Raw genomic sequence first — 14,827 nt, 5'->3', positions numbered from 1 at the left:
TTAGTTTGTCTGGTAAGGATAGCTAAAGTTTGCGTGTGAAAAATGTGATAAGCGTGCTTTTAGGCCAGGAATGCTGAGGAGTGTCACAGAATTTTTATCGCGAGGAACAGATGAAGCCAGTGAAACGCAGCGCCTTAACACTATTTCTTGCCGTTTTATCTTTCGTGGCGGCGGCGCATCCGCACAGCTTCATCCGTCTGCAAACGCAGGTGGTCAGTGAAAATGAGCAATTTGTGGCGTTAAAAATGCGCTGGACAATGGACGCGCTGACGTCCGCAGATCTGCTGTATGACGCCGGAAACGCGGCACCGGGGTCAGAAATATGGAAAAAGTTGGCGGCGGAAGTGATGGCTAACGTACTTGGGCAGCACTACTTTACAGAAGTGTGGCGCAATGGCGCGAAAGTGAAGTTTAAAAACAGGCCGACAGAATACGGTATGACGCGTGACGCGCATCAGGCGGTATTGACCTTTACGCTACCGCTGGCTGAACCGCAGCCGTTAAGCGGACAGACTTATACCTTTTCAACGTTTGATCCCTCTTATTATGTCGATATGCATTATGACCAGGACAGCGATATCACGATGCCGGAACCGCTGCGCGAAAAGTGTCGGATTCAGGTTTATACTCCTGCGCCCGGCGAAGAGACGCTACGTTTCGCCCAGTCGCTGGATAAAGAGGACGCGCCGCCGGAGGATATGGATTTAGGTAAACAGTTTGCCCAAACGGTGACCTTGCAATGTCAGTAATTTTTTCTCAACGCACTCCGGGGCGACGCTGGCTCTCGCTGTGGCCATTGGCGTTATTCCTGCTGCTGATGCTGGTTGGCGGTCTGTGGATATGGCAGGCCTGGCCGCAGGTGATGTTGAAAAGCGCTCTTTGGCAGCGGGACGTAAATCAGCAGTTGAGCGCGCTGCTTAATGCGGTGGCGACGCATCCTGAGCGGGCGGGCGGATCGTTGCTTCTGCTGAGTTTTATGTATGGCGTGCTTCATGCGCTGGGGCCGGGACACGGCAAAGTGGTGATCGCGACATGGCTGGCGACGCATCCTTCGAAGTTGAAATCGAGTATCGTGTTAACCCTCGCCGCCGCGTTATTACAGGGGCTCGTGGCTATCGGGTTGGTGGTGGGCGTGCTGACCGTATTGCAACTTCCGGCCAGGCAGCTCCATCTGAGCGGCTTCTGGCTGGAAAAGGGGAGCTATGCGTTAGTTGGCGGGCTGGGCATTTTGCTGTGCTGGCGGGCCATAAAAAGGTTACGCGCGCTGCTACGTAAACCTGTCTTTATCGCTTTTACGCCGCGCCATGTTCACCATGAAAAATGCGGCTGCGGACATCAGCATTTACCGACGCAGGAACAATTGCATAGCGGCGATGACTGGCGCGCGCGACTCATGATCGTACTGTCTATGGGGATGCGGCCCTGTTCCGGCGCGATAATGGTGCTGTTATTCAGTAAAGTGATTGGCGTTTTTAGCTGGGGAATGGCGTCGGTACTGGCGATGGCGGCGGGAACCTCGCTAACGATTACCTCGCTGGCGCTGCTGGTACACACTTTTCGTGATCTGGCGGTGAAACTCAGTGGAAACAAAGCGCCGGCGTTATGGCGGCAGGTAGGCTGGTCAACGCTGGCGCTGGCCGGAGGGGGCATACTGCTTGTTGCGGCGCTGGTCATGTGGTTTAGCGTGCCGCAGCCTGTGGGCGGGCTGCGGCCATGGCGTGGTTGATTAGTGTCCGGCGGGTTTGAGATGCATCCGCGCGACGGATTCGTCTTCGGCCCAGTAAATGCGTTCGGCGACCATCGCTTCCGGATTGAGCTGAACGCCGCGCAGTACCCGTTCTTTAAAACGCAGATAGCCGCCTTTGTCGATCAGATGGCCCATATGTAGATAGATCGGTTTTCCGCCGAGCATCTCTTTTTCAAATTCATACAGGTTAACGATCACCTGCTTTATCACATCTTCAGTCACCCAGTTGAGGAAGAGCTTGCCGACGCGCGGCGTCTTTTTACTGGTGCGTCCGCCCAGACGGACTTGCCAGAGCTGATCCGGCTTACGTTGCCAGGCCAGCGTCGGACAGGCCAGCACGCACTCGCCGCAGCCGATACAGGCGGACTCTTCTTTGACCGCTTTGCCGTTCTTCAGCGCCAGGCAGCCTACCGCGTGGTGACTACAGGCCTTCACGCAGGCGCCGCAGCCGATACAGCGATCGGCAGTGAAGCGCATTTTCGCCACGCCAATAATTCCCAGATCGGCCATTGACGCCTTCGCGCAATCATTCGGGCAGCCAACGATGACCGTTTTGAGATGATAAGGGCTGGGATAGACCAGTTTTTCAAGACGACGGGACAGACCGGTCGTGTCAGTGTTGGCTTTCTGGCAAATGCGGTTCCCCTGACAGGCGACAATATTTCGCCCGCCAATAGCGAGATAGCCCGCTTTGGTATCCTCAACCTGGACGTCGCACAGTTCTATTTCAATCTCGCGAAGAAACGGCTCCAGCGCAGCGTTCACGTTGTCGATATCTTCGTAACGGATACCCGGCATCGCCAGCTTCTGGCGGGTAGTGAGGTGAATTTGTCCGTTGCCCCAGGTTTCGGCGATGTCACGCGCCACCGTTAGCAAATGCGCGGGCAAAATACCGCCGGGAATGCGGACGCTGATCATGGCTTCGCCGCGCACTTTTGACAGGCGATATTCGTTTTTCGCACGGGCTTTAATGATATCAATATCAATGCTCATGATGTTCTCCTTAATCGGCAAAACGTTGCGCGACGGCGTAGTTAAATATCGGACCGTCGGTGCAGACATACACTTCGCCCATACGGCAGTGGCCGCACTTCCCGACGGAGCAGGCCATCCGGCGTTCGTAGTCCACCCAGATTTGCTCCGGCTTGAGCCCTTTTTGCAGCAGCATTTTTACGGTAAAGGTAATCATTATTGGCGGCCCAACGACGATGGCCTGCATAGTGTCGATATCGCTAAGCGTCATGTCGGCAAGCCGATCGGTCACCCGGCCAATCTGGTAACGGTCATCAGCCTCGCCTTCATCCAGCGTGAGTACCAGATTATGTTTGCCGCGCCACGTCGCCATTTCTTCTTTGTACAGCACGCAATCGCGATTTTTATAGCCGAGAATCATATCCAGTTGACCAATTTCCTGGGGATTCTCAACGAAATAGCGCATTAAGCCTTTCACCGGCGCGACGCCCGTACCGCCTGCGACAACCAGTAAGGGCTTATGGCGCAGCGTATCGACCGGATAGCCATTGCCATAGCAGCCGCGTAGCCACACGTTGTCGCCTTCTTTCAGCGTAAAGAGGGCGCTGGTCACTTTTCCGACATTACGAATCAGCAGATCTATCCAGCCGTCGCCGTAGTCGGAAACGGAGATGGGCGCTTCGCCGACGCGCGGCAGCGACACCTCAACAAATTGCCCCCAGTGCGCGGGAAAATCGACGGCCACGCGGAAATTCCACTCCAGCGGCGTGTGGCGAGTAATACTGAGGATGCGGTACGCCGCAGGCAGCAAACTGTGCTGCGGTTTATCATGACAGGAACAATGTGACATGCGTTATGCCTCCTCTGCCAGCGCCTGCCGAACGGCAGCGGTCATTTTATTGATAATCAAAGAAAATTTGATGTATTGCGGGCAGCGATCGTCGCAGCGGCCGCAGCCGACGCACATATGTTCAATGCCGTTGCGCGCTTTGTAGTCATTGACCTTATGCAGGGCGCGGTAGCGCAGACGCTCGCCGGGTTTTTCGCGAAAACCATGACCGCCGGCCATGTCGCTAAAGCCCGGCACCATGCAGCTTGCCCACTGGCGACGGCGTTCGCCGCGCTGCGGATTTTCATCATAGGCGACGTCAAAGACGCTATAGCAGGTACAGGTTGGGCACCCGGTAGTGCAGCGGCCACAACTGATGCAGCGGCTGTCGTAGGCGTCCCATAGCGGGTGGCGGGTGAGAATGTCGCGAATTTTTTGCGGATCGCGGCAAACGCTGTCCGGCGTGACGACGGTTTCCCGGTTTTCGCTGACGAAAGAGGGGGTATAGTCAGCCTCCTGCCCCAGCCCTTGTATCGCCGCCTCGATAAAGGGATCGCGGATGCTGACAAGCGCGCCCTCATCGCTAAAACGCATGGCGGCGCTATAACAGTCAGTTTTATTGGTACCCATTGAGACGCAGAAACAATTTTCGAAGCTTTCTTCACACTCAATAAGGACGAAACGAATATGCTCCCGTAGCAGTTGGTAACTGTAATCGGAATTATTCCCATTTGATAAATACATATAATCCAGCCGCGACATGGCGTTAATGTCGCAGGCGCGGGCAAAGATGATTATCGGGGAAGTGTCTGTCTCGGCAATTTGAATGGTGTCTTTATCGAAATAAAAGAGCGTTTCGGTGATAGGGGCGATAATGGTATTCGGCGACATGTGCGATTTCTCGTGCCAGATGAGATCGCGCCAGCCGCTAATCCGTTGATAAATAATGTTGTCAGTGTCGGAAAAACGTCCGCCGCGAAACTCTGCGGACGGGGCAAACACGCGCCATTTTTTGTTTAATCGCTGGATAAGCAAACTAAACTCGTCAGGCGTAATTTTGATAGCCATCACATACTCCACAGTAATATTCAGGAAAAACAAATGAAAATAAATTGTTATAAAAATCAGTTGAATATTACTGTTACGCTAGCGCTAATCCACCGCCTTCGCTAACGGGAAAAAATGGTTTTTACTATCGGTATAATAAATATATTCTTAATCATAAAATATGCATATATACAGCGTCGCGCTATTTAGCGGATAGCGCGGTCTGAATAAATTTAATCATTGCATCACGGTAAAGGTTTGCATAACGTCCGGAAAAAGCATCAATGTGATCGCCGTCAGGAATGAAGATTTTTTGTTTGGGCTCCCGGGCGAGGGCATACAATTTCTCACTGTCCTGCCAGGGAATAACATGGTCTGCCGTGCCATGAAGAATCAATACCGGAATGGGGCTGACGCTGGCAATATTGCGATCCGCGCTATAGCGGTCATCAAGCAAATAGCCGCTGCCCGGGATCATCTGGTTGGCGATGGAGGAATAGGATAAAAACGTTGAGTCAAGGATAATCGCACGTATGCCCGCCTGGTCGGCGTAGCGCATATTTGCGCAGCCTACGCAGTGGCCTACGGCGGCCAGTACATTATTGCCGCCCAGGCTCTGCCCCAGCAGTACCAGGCGCTCGGGGTTAACGTCGGCGCGATGCCGCCCAAAACCACGGTAATCAAACATAAACAGGTTTACGTTGCGTTCTGGCAGCCAACTGACTAACGGCCAGTGCGCCGACATATTTCCGGCGTTGCCATGGACATGAATCACCGTCGCGACGGCGTTTTCCGGCCTGCCGAAAGCAGTGGGAATAAACCAGCCGTGCAGATGCGTGCCATCTTTGGCGGTAAAGGTAATGGATTCAGCTTCGGCAGGGGTTGGCCCATAGACTTTATTGTCCGGGTAATAAAAGGCATTGATCGCTACGCGGGGTAGCAGATAAATACAGACCACAATGATAAACAGAATAAAAAGGGATTTGACGATGCGTCGGGTATGTTGAAGGGTCATGTTCGCTTCCTTGCCGCTTTATGCCAATAGCGGAGCAGGGAGCGATCGTACAAAAACATGCAGGCAAGCAAAGCGATGAGGCTGTGTTTAGGAAAAACGCCTGAAAAGGCACGGCGGATGAGTGGCCCCATCCGCCGAAGAGACTTAGCGCTTCAGCGCATCGCTCAGTTCGTCGCGCATATTCGCCAGCATGGCTTTAACGACGCGCGGATTCCCCGCCACGATATTACCGGTCATCATGTAGTTATGACCGCCGGTGAAATCGCTGACGATACCGCCCGCTTCACGAACCAGCAGTTCGCCCGCGGCGAAATCCCACGGACGAAGGCCAATTTCAAAGAAACCATCGACACGACCTGCAGCCACATAGGCCAGATCCAGCGCGGCGGAACCGGTGCGGCGGAAATCGGCGCATTCGGTGAACAGCTTGCCGATAATATTAATGTAGGTGGTCGCGTATTGTTTGGCTTTGAACGGGAAGCCAGTAGCGAGGATAGTGCCGTCCAGATCGCGAGCGGTACTGCCGCGCAGACGGTAGCCGTTCAGCTGCGCGCCCTGACCGCGGGTGGCGGTGAACAGTTCGTTACGCATCGGATCGTACACGACAGCCACTTCAGTACGGCCTTTAATGCGTACAGCAATGGAAACAGCGAAGTGTGGCAGACGTTTGATGAAGTTGGTGGTGCCATCCAGCGGATCGATAACCCATTGAACATCCTGATCTGTGCCAACGTGCTCACCGCTTTCTTCGGTGATAATAGTGTGTTGCGGGTAAGATTTGCGAATGGTGTCGATAATCACCGCTTCAGCGGCCTTATCTACATTGGTCACAAAATCGTTACTGCCTTTTTGGCTCGCTTCTACAGCGTCCGGAGTTTCATAGTTTTTGGCAATTACATTACCCGCCTTGCGCGCTGCGCGCACGGCGATGGTCAGCATCGGATGCATCGGTCTCTCTCACTGGATGTTAAAGAACGGGAAAACGGCGCAGAGTATAGCAGCGAGATCGGAATCTGTCTTGGTTTTATGGTAAGATGTCAGAATAATCTTTAGCTGAAGAAAGACAATGCTGCAAAACATTCGAATTGTGCTGGTGGAAACCTCCCACACCGGCAATATGGGCTCTGTGGCTCGCGCTATGAAAACCATGGGCTTAACCAACCTGTGGCTGGTAAACCCGTTGGTGAAACCGGACTCCCAGGCCATCGCCCTGGCGGCAGGCGCCAGCGATGTGATCGGTAATGGGCAGATCGTCGATACGCTGGATGAAGCGTTGGCTGGCTGTAGCCTGGTGGTCGGCACCAGCGCCCGTTCCCGCACTTTGCCGTGGCCGATGCTTGATCCGCGCGAGTGCGGCTTAAAAAGCGTGGCGGAAGCGGCAAATACGCCGGTTGCGCTGGTTTTTGGTCGTGAGCGTGTCGGGCTGACTAACGATGAGTTGCAAAAATGCCATTATCACGTCGCTATTGCCGCTAACCCGGAGTACAGCTCGTTGAATCTGGCGATGGCGGTACAGGTCATCGCGTATGAAGTCCGCATGGCCTGGCTGGCGACGCAGGAAAACGGCGACGCGGCAGATCATGAAGAGACGCCGTATCCGCTGGTGGACGATCTTGAACGCTTCTACGGCCATCTGGAGCAGACGTTGCTCTCCACTGGCTTTATTCGCGAAAACCATCCGGGGCAGGTGATGAATAAATTGCGCCGTCTGTTTACCCGCGCCCGCCCGGAAAGCCAGGAGTTGAATATTCTGCGTGGGATTCTGGCGTCTATTGAGCAGCAGAATAAAGGCAAGTAACCGCATCAATATCGCACGGAACGCTAAATACCTGACTAATTTACTCAAGTAAATAGTTGACCAAATTACTCGGGAATGTCAGACTTGTCCCTGCTATGCAATACCCCCATTTTACAATAAAAAACCCCGGGCAGGGGCGAGTTTGAGGTTAAGTAAGACATGAGACTGACATCTAAAGGGCGTTATGCCGTGACCGCAATGTTAGACGTTGCGCTCAACTCCGAAGCGGGCCCGGTACCGTTGGCTGATATTTCTGAACGTCAGGGGATTTCCCTTTCTTATCTGGAACAGCTATTTTCCCGTTTACGTAAAAACGGTCTGGTTTCCAGCGTACGCGGGCCGGGCGGCGGTTATCTGCTGGGTAAAGATGCTGGCAGTATCGCGGTCGGCGAAGTGATCAGCGCGGTTGATGAATCCGTTGACGCGACCCGTTGCCAGGGCAAAGGCGGCTGCCAGGGCGGCGATAAATGCCTGACCCATGCGCTGTGGCGTGATTTAAGCGATCGCCTGACCGGTTTTCTCAACAATATTACCTTAGGCGAGCTGGTGAATAACCAGGAAGTTCTGGATGTGTCTGGTCGCCAGCACACGCATGACGCGCCGCGCGCCAGTGGTCGTGCGCAGGACGCTATCGACGTTAAATTACGCGCTTAATTAAAATATTACGCCATCTCTTCTGGCGGCCTCATGCGGTGAATGCCGCGGTCGTCTGAAGGATGAAGCGTAAAAAAGAATTCAGAATCAGGCCGGGACGCGGACGTCCCGTCAACACGGTCGTACATCCAGCCGGTTGCCTGATTCCTTGCATTGAGTGATGTACGGAGTTTAAGAGCAATGAAATTACCGATTTATCTCGACTACTCCGCAACCACGCCGGTGGACCCGCGTGTTGCCGAGAAAATGATGCAGTTTCTGACCCTGGACGGAACCTTTGGGAACCCGGCGTCTCGTTCACACCGTTTTGGCTGGCAGGCTGAAGAGGCGGTAGATATCGCCCGTAACCAGATTGCTGAACTGGTCGGCGCCGACCCGCGTGAAATCGTCTTTACCTCAGGGGCGACGGAGTCCGATAACCTGGCGATCAAAGGCGCTGCCAACTTTTATCAGAAAAAAGGCAAGCACATCATCACCAGCAAGACCGAGCACAAAGCGGTGCTGGACACCTGCCGTCAGCTTGAGCGCGAAGGGTTTGAAGTGACCTACCTGGCGCCGCAGCGCAACGGCATCATCGATCTCAACGAGCTCGAAGCAGCGATGCGTGACGACACCATTCTGGTTTCCATCATGCACGTGAACAACGAAATCGGCGTGGTGCAGGATATCGCGACCATCGGCGAAATGTGCCGCGCGCGCGGTATCATCTACCACGTTGATGCCACCCAGAGCGTGGGCAAACTGCCTATCGATCTGAGCCAACTGAAAGTGGATCTGATGTCCTTCTCCGGTCATAAAATTTATGGTCCGAAAGGCATTGGCGCGCTGTATGTGCGTCGTAAGCCGCGTATTCGCATTGAAGCGCAGATGCATGGCGGCGGGCACGAACGCGGTATGCGATCTGGTACTCTGCCTGTCCACCAGATTGTCGGCATGGGCGAAGCTTACCGTATCGCGAAAGAAGAGATGGAGACCGAAATGGCCCGTCTGCGCGGTCTGCGTAACCGTCTGTGGAACGGCATCAAAGATATTGAAGAAGTTTACCTGAACGGCGACCTTGAGCAGGGCGCGCCAAACATTCTCAACGTGAGCTTTAACTACGTTGAAGGCGAGTCGCTGATCATGGCGCTGAAAGACCTGGCGGTCTCTTCCGGTTCCGCCTGCACCTCCGCCAGTCTGGAACCGTCCTACGTGCTGCGTGCGTTGGGCATGAATGACGAACTGGCGCATAGCTCTATCCGTTTCTCTTTAGGTCGTTTTACCACTGAAGAAGAGATCGACTACACCATTGATCTGGTTCGTAAATCCATTGGCCGTCTGCGTGACCTTTCTCCACTGTGGGAAATGTACAAGCAGGGTGTGGATCTGAACAGCATCGAATGGGCACATCATTAATCGGTATCGGAATCAGGAGAATTTATAATGGCTTACAGCGAAAAAGTAATCGATCACTATGAGAACCCGCGTAACGTAGGGTCGTTTGACAACAACGACGATAACGTGGGAAGCGGCATGGTTGGCGCGCCGGCCTGCGGCGACGTCATGAAGTTGCAGATTAAAGTTAACGATGAAGGTATCATTGAAGACGCGCGCTTCAAGACTTACGGCTGCGGTTCCGCTATCGCCTCCAGTTCTCTGGTAACGGAGTGGGTGAAAGGGAAATCCCTGGACGAAGCGCAGGCGATTAAAAACACCGACATTGCAGACGAACTGGAACTGCCGCCGGTGAAAATTCACTGCTCTATTCTGGCGGAAGACGCGATTAAAGCCGCTATTGCGGATTACAAAAGCAAACGCGAAGCGAAATAAAATAGAACGTTAACATTGAGGTTTTGTTATGTCGATTACACTTAGCGACAGTGCAGCAGCGCGAGTTAATACCTTCCTGGCCAACCGTGGTAAAGGGTTTGGTCTGCGTCTGGGCGTGAGAACCTCCGGCTGCTCAGGTATGGCTTATGTACTGGAATTTGTTGACGAGCCAACGGCGGAAGACACCGTGTTTGAAGACAAAGGCGTTAAGGTAGTGGTTGACGGCAAGAGCCTGCAATTTCTGGACGGTACACAGCTGGACTTCGTAAAAGAAGGTCTGAACGAAGGGTTTAAATTCTCCAACCCGAATGTGAAAGATGAGTGTGGTTGCGGCGAAAGCTTCCACGTGTAACCGTGTTCCGCTGTTATATCGAGCATTCGTGCTGTAGAAAAGCGGCAAGCGAGTGAATCCCCAGGCGCTTACTTGAGTAAATGACTGGGGGAACCCGCGCAGACAACGCATCTGCGGCGCGAAGTAAGAAGGTATAACCCCACCGTGGTCGCCTGCGTGTGGGGTTTGTTCTGACAGGCTATCCCTGAGAATGTTATGGATTACTTCACCCTCTTTGGCTTACCAGCCCGTTATCAGATTGACACCCAGGCGCTGAGCCTTCGTTTTCAGGATCTGCAACGCCAGTATCACCCTGACAAATTTGCCAACGGCACTCAGGCGCAGCAGCTTGCCGCCGTCCAGCAATCCGCCACGATCAACCAGGCCTGGCAAACGCTGCGTCACCCTTTGACGCGCGCGGAGTATCTGCTTTCCTTACACGGGTTCGATCTGGCCAGCGAGCAACATACGGTACGCGACACCGCGTTTCTGATGGAACAACTCACGCTTCGCGAAGAGCTGGACGATATCGAACAATCAAAAGACGACGTGCGGCTGGAAAGCTTCATCAAACGCGTACAAAAGATGTTTGATGCTCGTCTTCAGCAAATGGTGGAACAGTTGGACAACGCCGCGTGGGACGCGGCGGCGGATACGGTGCGCAAACTGCGGTTTCTCGATAAACTGCGAAGCAGCGCAGAACAACTCGAAGAAAAGCTGCTCGATTTTTAACTGGAATCTAACATGGCCTTATTACAAATTAGTGAGCCTGGTCTGAGCGCCGCGCCGCATCAGCGTCGTCTGGCGGCGGGCATCGACTTAGGCACTACCAACTCTCTGGTTGCGACGGTTCGCAGCGGCCAGGCGGAAACTCTGCCTGACCACGAAGGGCGCCACCTGTTGCCTTCAGTGGTTCACTATCAGCAGCAGGGCCATACGGTCGGTTACGCTGCGCGTGACAATGCCGCGCAGGATACGGCCAACACTATCAGCTCTGTGAAACGCATGATGGGACGCTCGCTGGCGGATATCCAGGCGCGCTATCCGCATCTGCCTTACCGGTTTAAGGCAAGCGTTAATGGACTGCCGATGATTGACACGGCGGCTGGATTGCTCAATCCGGTACGCGTATCGGCTGATATTCTCAAAGCTCTGGCCGCGCGGGCTAGCGAATCGCTCTCCGGCGAGCTGGATGGTGTGGTGATTACCGTTCCCGCCTATTTCGATGATGCCCAACGTCAGGGAACGAAAGACGCCGCGCGGCTGGCAGGCCTGCATGTACTGCGCCTGCTCAACGAACCGACGGCGGCGGCGATTGCCTACGGTCTGGACTCAGGCAAAGAAGGCGTTATTGCTGTTTACGATCTCGGCGGCGGTACCTTCGATATCTCTATCTTACGCCTGAGCCGCGGGGTGTTTGAAGTGCTGGCGACGGGCGGTGATTCTGCGCTCGGCGGCGACGACTTTGACCATCTGCTGGCGGACTATATTCGCGAGCAGGCGGGAATTGCCGATCGTAGCGACAATCGCGTTCAGCGCGAATTGCTGGATGCCGCGATTGCCGCGAAAATCGCCTTAAGCGATGCCGATACTGTTCGAGTTAACGTTGCGGGCTGGCAGGGGGAGATCACTCGCGAGCAGTTTAACGATCTCATTTCCGCGCTGGTTAAGCGCACGCTATTGGCCTGCCGTCGCGCATTGAAAGATGCCGGCGTTGATCCCCAGGACGTTCTGGAAGTGGTCATGGTCGGCGGTTCGACCCGTGTACCGCTGGTGCGTGAGCGGGTGGGCGAATTTTTTGGCCGCACGCCGTTAACCGCTATTGACCCGGATAAAGTGGTCGCTATCGGCGCAGCGATTCAGGCCGATATTCTGGTCGGCAACAAGCCGGACAGCGAAATGTTGCTGTTGGACGTGATTCCACTCTCTCTTGGGCTGGAAACGATGGGCGGCCTGGTGGAAAAAGTCATTCCGCGCAACACCACTATCCCGGTGGCGCGCGCGCAGGATTTCACCACCTTCAAAGACGGCCAGACCGCGATGTCTATCCATGTGATGCAGGGCGAACGCGAACTGGTGCAGGACTGCCGCTCGCTGGCGCGCTTTGCGCTGCGCGGGATTCCGCCGCTGCCGGCGGGCGGGGCGCATATTCGCGTGACCTTCCAGGTAGACGCCGATGGCCTGTTGAGCGTCACCGCAATGGAAAAATCCACCGGCGTCGAGGCCTCCATTCAGGTCAAACCTTCCTATGGCCTGACCGATGGCGAAATCGCCTCGATGATCAAGGATTCCATGAGTTTTGCCGAGCAGGACGTGAAAGCGCGTATGCTGGCGGAGCAAAAAGTCGAAGCCGCGCGCGTGCTGGAAAGTTTGACCGGCGCGCTAACTGCCGACGCCGCGCTGTTAAGCGCCGCAGAACGTCAATGCATTGATGATGCCGCCGCACATTTAAGCGCGGTCGCACAAGGCGATGATGTTGACGCCATAGAACAAGCCATTAAAAACGTAGATAAACAAACCCAGGAATTTGCCGCTCGCCGCATGGACCAGTCGGTTCGTCGCGCGTTGAAAGGCCATTCCGTAGACGAGGTTTAACATGCCGAAGATTGTTATTCTGCCTCATCAGGATCTTTGTCCGGATGGCGCAGTTCTGGAAGCTGAGACCGGTGAAACCATTCTTGACGTTGCGCTGCGCAACGGCATCGAGATTGAACACGCCTGTGAGAAATCGTGCGCCTGCACCACCTGTCACTGTATTGTACGTGAAGGCTTCGACTCCTTGCCGGAAAGTTCGGAAGAAGAAGACGATATGCTGGATAAAGCGTGGGGGCTGGAGCCGGAAAGTCGACTGAGCTGCCAGGCCCGCGTTACCGACGACGATCTGGTTATCGAAATTCCACGTTACACAATCAACCATGCGCGTGAGCATTAACAGAGGGTAGTATGGGACTCAAGTGGACCGATAGCCGCGAGATCGGCGAAGCGTTATACGACGCATATCCTGATGTCGATCCTAAAACCGTTCGTTTCACCGATCTGCATCAGTGGATCTGCGAACTGGACGATTTTGACGACGACCCTAACGCATCCAATGAAAAAATTCTGGAGGCGATTCTGCTAGTCTGGTTGGATGAAGCAGAGTAATTTTTGCGTCATGATCCTCGCCGCAGGTGCGTTGGCTACGTTCGCTCACCCCAGTCACATAGTTTGCTATGCTCCCGGGGATTCGCTCACTTGCCGCCTTCCTGCAACGCGAATCATTTAGCAAAAGATCTAACGGGCTGCCCTACGGCGGCCCGTTTGCTAATAAGGAAAATAACAATGACAGAAGCCATGAAAATTACGCTTTCCACGCAGCCTGCCGATGCGCGCTGGGGCGATAAAGCCACTTACAGTATTAATAACGACGGTATTACCTTGCATCTTAACGGTAAAGACGATCTGGGGTTGATCCAGCGTGCGGCGCGTAAAATCGACGGCCTGGGAATAAAACAGGTCGCGCTGACAGGCGAAGGATGGGATATCGAGCGTTGTTGGGCATTCTGGGCGGGTTATAAAGGACCAAAAGGCGTCCGTACCGTAATGTGGCCGGATTTAGACGATGCCCAACGTCAGGAGCTGGATAACCGCCTGACCATTATTGACTGGGTGCGCGACACCATTAATGCTCCGGCGGAAGAGCTTGGACCGGAGCAACTGGCGCAGCGCGCGGTGGATCTGCTGTGCAGCGTCGCGTGCGATAGCGTCACTTACCGTATCACCAAAGGCGAAGATCTGCGCGAGCAGAACTATATGGGGTTGCATACCGTAGGCCGTGGTTCTGAGCGTCCGCCGGTGCTGCTGGCGCTGGATTACAACCCGACGGGAGACAAAGATGCGCCGGTTTATGCCTGCCTGGTCGGTAAAGGTATCACCTTTGACTCCGGCGGCTACAGTATCAAACAAAGCGCTTTTATGGACTCAATGAAATCCGATATGGGCGGCGCGGCGACAGTAACGGGCGCGCTGGCGTTCGCCATTACCCGTGGGTTGAATAAACGCGTAAAACTGTTCCTGTGCTGCGCCGATAATCTGATCAGCGGCAATGCGTTTAAACTGGGCGATATTATTCGCTACCGTAATGGTAAGAATGTCGAAGTCATGAATACCGATGCGGAAGGGCGACTGGTACTGGCGGATGGCCTGATTGACGCCAGCGCGCAACACCCGGAGCTAATCATTGATATGGCGACGTTAACCGGCGCGGCGAAAACGGCGCTGGGTAACGACTATCATGCGCTATTCAGTTTTGACGATACGCTGGCGGGGCGCTTGCTGACCAGCGCGGCGCAAGAGAATGAACCGTTCTGGCGTCTGCCGCTGGCGGAGTTCCACCGTAACCAGCTGCCGTCTAACTTTGCGGAACTGAACAACACCGGCAGCGCGGCGTATCCCGCTGGGGCAAGCACCGCCGCGGGTTTTCTGTCGCACTTTGTTGAAAATTACCGCGAAGGCTGGCTGCACATTGACTGTTCCGCCACTTATCGCAAAGCGCCGGTTGAGCAGTGGGCTGCCGGGGCAACCGGTCTGGGTGTGCGCACCATCGCGAATTTGCTGACCGCCTGAGCGGTGTTTTTGTAGGCCGG

At 54.6% G+C, this 14,827-nt stretch carries 17 protein-coding genes; 12 read left to right on the top strand and 5 right to left on the bottom strand.

Annotated features, from left to right (window positions below; translation table 11 throughout):
- The first annotated feature begins 110 nt into the window (after positions 1-110).
- Positions 111-749 carry a DUF1007 family protein gene (locus tag N7E69_RS02200; protein WP_000805728.1) on the top strand — a complete coding sequence of 213 codons (639 nt, stop codon included), beginning with the start codon at positions 111-113 and terminating at the stop codon, positions 747-749.
- The gene (locus tag N7E69_RS02195) at positions 740-1,726 is read left to right on the top strand and encodes a nickel/cobalt transporter (protein ID WP_000111020.1); all 987 of its coding nucleotides are present in this window, start codon (positions 740-742) and stop codon (positions 1,724-1,726) included. The genes N7E69_RS02200 and N7E69_RS02195 overlap by 10 nt, the downstream gene beginning before the upstream one ends.
- Here the strand turns inward: N7E69_RS02195 and asrC are convergent, their stop codons facing one another.
- The 5 genes from asrC to suhB form a co-directional block, all read right to left on the bottom strand.
- Positions 1,727-2,740: a sulfite reductase subunit C gene (gene asrC, locus N7E69_RS02190; protein WP_000020685.1), complete on the bottom strand. Its 1,014-nt coding sequence runs from the start codon at positions 2,738-2,740 to the stop codon at positions 1,727-1,729.
- A 10-nt stretch (positions 2,741-2,750) separates the two neighbouring features.
- Positions 2,751-3,569, bottom strand: a complete 819-nt coding sequence (asrB, locus tag N7E69_RS02185; protein ID WP_000017587.1) for an anaerobic sulfite reductase subunit AsrB — start codon at positions 3,567-3,569, stop codon at positions 2,751-2,753.
- 3 nt (positions 3,570-3,572) lie between these two features.
- Positions 3,573-4,616 carry an anaerobic sulfite reductase subunit AsrA gene (asrA, locus tag N7E69_RS02180; RefSeq protein ID WP_000985209.1) on the bottom strand — a complete coding sequence of 348 codons (1,044 nt, stop codon included), beginning with the start codon at positions 4,614-4,616 and terminating at the stop codon, positions 3,573-3,575.
- 181 nt (positions 4,617-4,797) lie between these two features.
- On the bottom strand, positions 4,798-5,610 hold the full coding sequence (locus N7E69_RS02175; protein WP_000174951.1) for an alpha/beta hydrolase: 813 nt from the start codon (positions 5,608-5,610) through the stop codon (positions 4,798-4,800).
- Positions 5,611-5,754: 144 nt separating this feature from the next.
- Entirely contained in the window at positions 5,755-6,558 is an 804-nt protein-coding gene (gene suhB, locus N7E69_RS02170) for an inositol-1-monophosphatase (RefSeq protein ID WP_000553467.1), read from the bottom strand.
- A gap of 118 nt (positions 6,559-6,676) precedes the next feature.
- Between suhB and trmJ the strand changes: the two genes are divergently transcribed.
- The 10 genes from trmJ to pepB all read left to right on the top strand — a co-directional run bounded on the left by trmJ (position 6,677) and on the right by pepB (position 14,807).
- The gene (gene trmJ / locus N7E69_RS02165) at positions 6,677-7,408 is read left to right on the top strand and encodes a tRNA (cytosine(32)/uridine(32)-2'-O)-methyltransferase TrmJ (protein ID WP_000940039.1); all 732 of its coding nucleotides are present in this window, start codon (positions 6,677-6,679) and stop codon (positions 7,406-7,408) included.
- A 159-nt stretch (positions 7,409-7,567) separates the two neighbouring features.
- Complete coding sequence (gene iscR / locus N7E69_RS02160; RefSeq protein ID WP_001241346.1) at positions 7,568-8,062, top strand: Fe-S cluster assembly transcriptional regulator IscR; 495 nt, start codon at positions 7,568-7,570, stop codon at positions 8,060-8,062.
- Between the two features lie 180 nt (positions 8,063-8,242).
- Positions 8,243-9,457: a cysteine desulfurase gene (iscS, locus tag N7E69_RS02155; protein WP_000775263.1), complete on the top strand. Its 1,215-nt coding sequence runs from the start codon at positions 8,243-8,245 to the stop codon at positions 9,455-9,457.
- Positions 9,458-9,484: 27 nt separating this feature from the next.
- Positions 9,485-9,871 carry a Fe-S cluster assembly scaffold IscU gene (iscU, locus tag N7E69_RS02150; RefSeq protein ID WP_000331704.1) on the top strand — a complete coding sequence of 129 codons (387 nt, stop codon included), beginning with the start codon at positions 9,485-9,487 and terminating at the stop codon, positions 9,869-9,871.
- Positions 9,872-9,899: 28 nt separating this feature from the next.
- Positions 9,900-10,223, top strand: a complete 324-nt coding sequence (gene iscA / locus N7E69_RS02145; protein WP_000028952.1) for an iron-sulfur cluster assembly protein IscA — start codon at positions 9,900-9,902, stop codon at positions 10,221-10,223.
- Positions 10,224-10,418: 195 nt separating this feature from the next.
- On the top strand, positions 10,419-10,934 hold the full coding sequence (hscB, locus tag N7E69_RS02140) for a co-chaperone HscB (RefSeq protein ID WP_000384398.1): 516 nt from the start codon (positions 10,419-10,421) through the stop codon (positions 10,932-10,934).
- A 12-nt stretch (positions 10,935-10,946) separates the two neighbouring features.
- The gene (hscA, locus tag N7E69_RS02135) at positions 10,947-12,797 is read left to right on the top strand and encodes a Fe-S protein assembly chaperone HscA (protein WP_001196651.1); all 1,851 of its coding nucleotides are present in this window, start codon (positions 10,947-10,949) and stop codon (positions 12,795-12,797) included.
- A 1-nt stretch (position 12,798) separates the two neighbouring features.
- Positions 12,799-13,134 carry an ISC system 2Fe-2S type ferredoxin gene (gene fdx, locus N7E69_RS02130; protein WP_001124466.1) on the top strand — a complete coding sequence of 112 codons (336 nt, stop codon included), beginning with the start codon at positions 12,799-12,801 and terminating at the stop codon, positions 13,132-13,134.
- 11 nt (positions 13,135-13,145) lie between these two features.
- A complete protein-coding gene (gene iscX, locus N7E69_RS02125) occupies positions 13,146-13,346 on the top strand; it encodes a Fe-S cluster assembly protein IscX (protein WP_000523621.1) in 201 nt (66 codons plus the stop codon).
- Between the two features lie 177 nt (positions 13,347-13,523).
- A complete protein-coding gene (gene pepB, locus N7E69_RS02120) occupies positions 13,524-14,807 on the top strand; it encodes an aminopeptidase PepB (protein WP_000133534.1) in 1,284 nt (427 codons plus the stop codon).
- The last annotated feature ends 20 nt before the right edge of the window (positions 14,808-14,827 follow it).

This window comes from Salmonella sp. 3C (assembly GCF_025426275.1).
Classification (GTDB): Bacteria; Pseudomonadota; Gammaproteobacteria; order Enterobacterales; family Enterobacteriaceae; genus Salmonella; species Salmonella enterica.
This window is presented reverse-complemented; position numbering and strand designations above follow the sequence as displayed.

Excerpts from the sequence above, each read along its gene's own strand:
- suhB (WP_000553467.1), bottom strand. The coding sequence starts at position 6,558 with ATGCATCCGATGCTGACCATCGCCGTGCGCGCAGCGCGCAAGGCGGGT.
- iscU (WP_000331704.1), top strand. The coding sequence starts at position 9,485 with ATGGCTTACAGCGAAAAAGTAATCGATCACTATGAGAACCCGCGTAAC.
- asrC (WP_000020685.1), bottom strand. The coding sequence starts at position 2,740 with ATGAGCATTGATATTGATATCATTAAAGCCCGTGCGAAAAACGAATAT.
- iscS (WP_000775263.1), top strand. The coding sequence starts at position 8,243 with ATGAAATTACCGATTTATCTCGACTACTCCGCAACCACGCCGGTGGAC.
- iscX (WP_000523621.1), top strand. The coding sequence starts at position 13,146 with ATGGGACTCAAGTGGACCGATAGCCGCGAGATCGGCGAAGCGTTATAC.
- asrA (WP_000985209.1), bottom strand. The coding sequence starts at position 4,616 with ATGGCTATCAAAATTACGCCTGACGAGTTTAGTTTGCTTATCCAGCGA.
- asrB (WP_000017587.1), bottom strand. The coding sequence starts at position 3,569 with ATGTCACATTGTTCCTGTCATGATAAACCGCAGCACAGTTTGCTGCCT.
- N7E69_RS02200 (WP_000805728.1), top strand. The coding sequence starts at position 111 with ATGAAGCCAGTGAAACGCAGCGCCTTAACACTATTTCTTGCCGTTTTA.
- pepB (WP_000133534.1), top strand. The coding sequence starts at position 13,524 with ATGACAGAAGCCATGAAAATTACGCTTTCCACGCAGCCTGCCGATGCG.
- fdx (WP_001124466.1), top strand. The coding sequence starts at position 12,799 with ATGCCGAAGATTGTTATTCTGCCTCATCAGGATCTTTGTCCGGATGGC.
- hscA (WP_001196651.1), top strand. The coding sequence starts at position 10,947 with ATGGCCTTATTACAAATTAGTGAGCCTGGTCTGAGCGCCGCGCCGCAT.
- hscB (WP_000384398.1), top strand. The coding sequence starts at position 10,419 with ATGGATTACTTCACCCTCTTTGGCTTACCAGCCCGTTATCAGATTGAC.
- iscA (WP_000028952.1), top strand. The coding sequence starts at position 9,900 with ATGTCGATTACACTTAGCGACAGTGCAGCAGCGCGAGTTAATACCTTC.
- iscR (WP_001241346.1), top strand. The coding sequence starts at position 7,568 with ATGAGACTGACATCTAAAGGGCGTTATGCCGTGACCGCAATGTTAGAC.
- trmJ (WP_000940039.1), top strand. The coding sequence starts at position 6,677 with ATGCTGCAAAACATTCGAATTGTGCTGGTGGAAACCTCCCACACCGGC.
- N7E69_RS02175 (WP_000174951.1), bottom strand. The coding sequence starts at position 5,610 with ATGACCCTTCAACATACCCGACGCATCGTCAAATCCCTTTTTATTCTG.
- N7E69_RS02195 (WP_000111020.1), top strand. The coding sequence starts at position 740 with ATGTCAGTAATTTTTTCTCAACGCACTCCGGGGCGACGCTGGCTCTCG.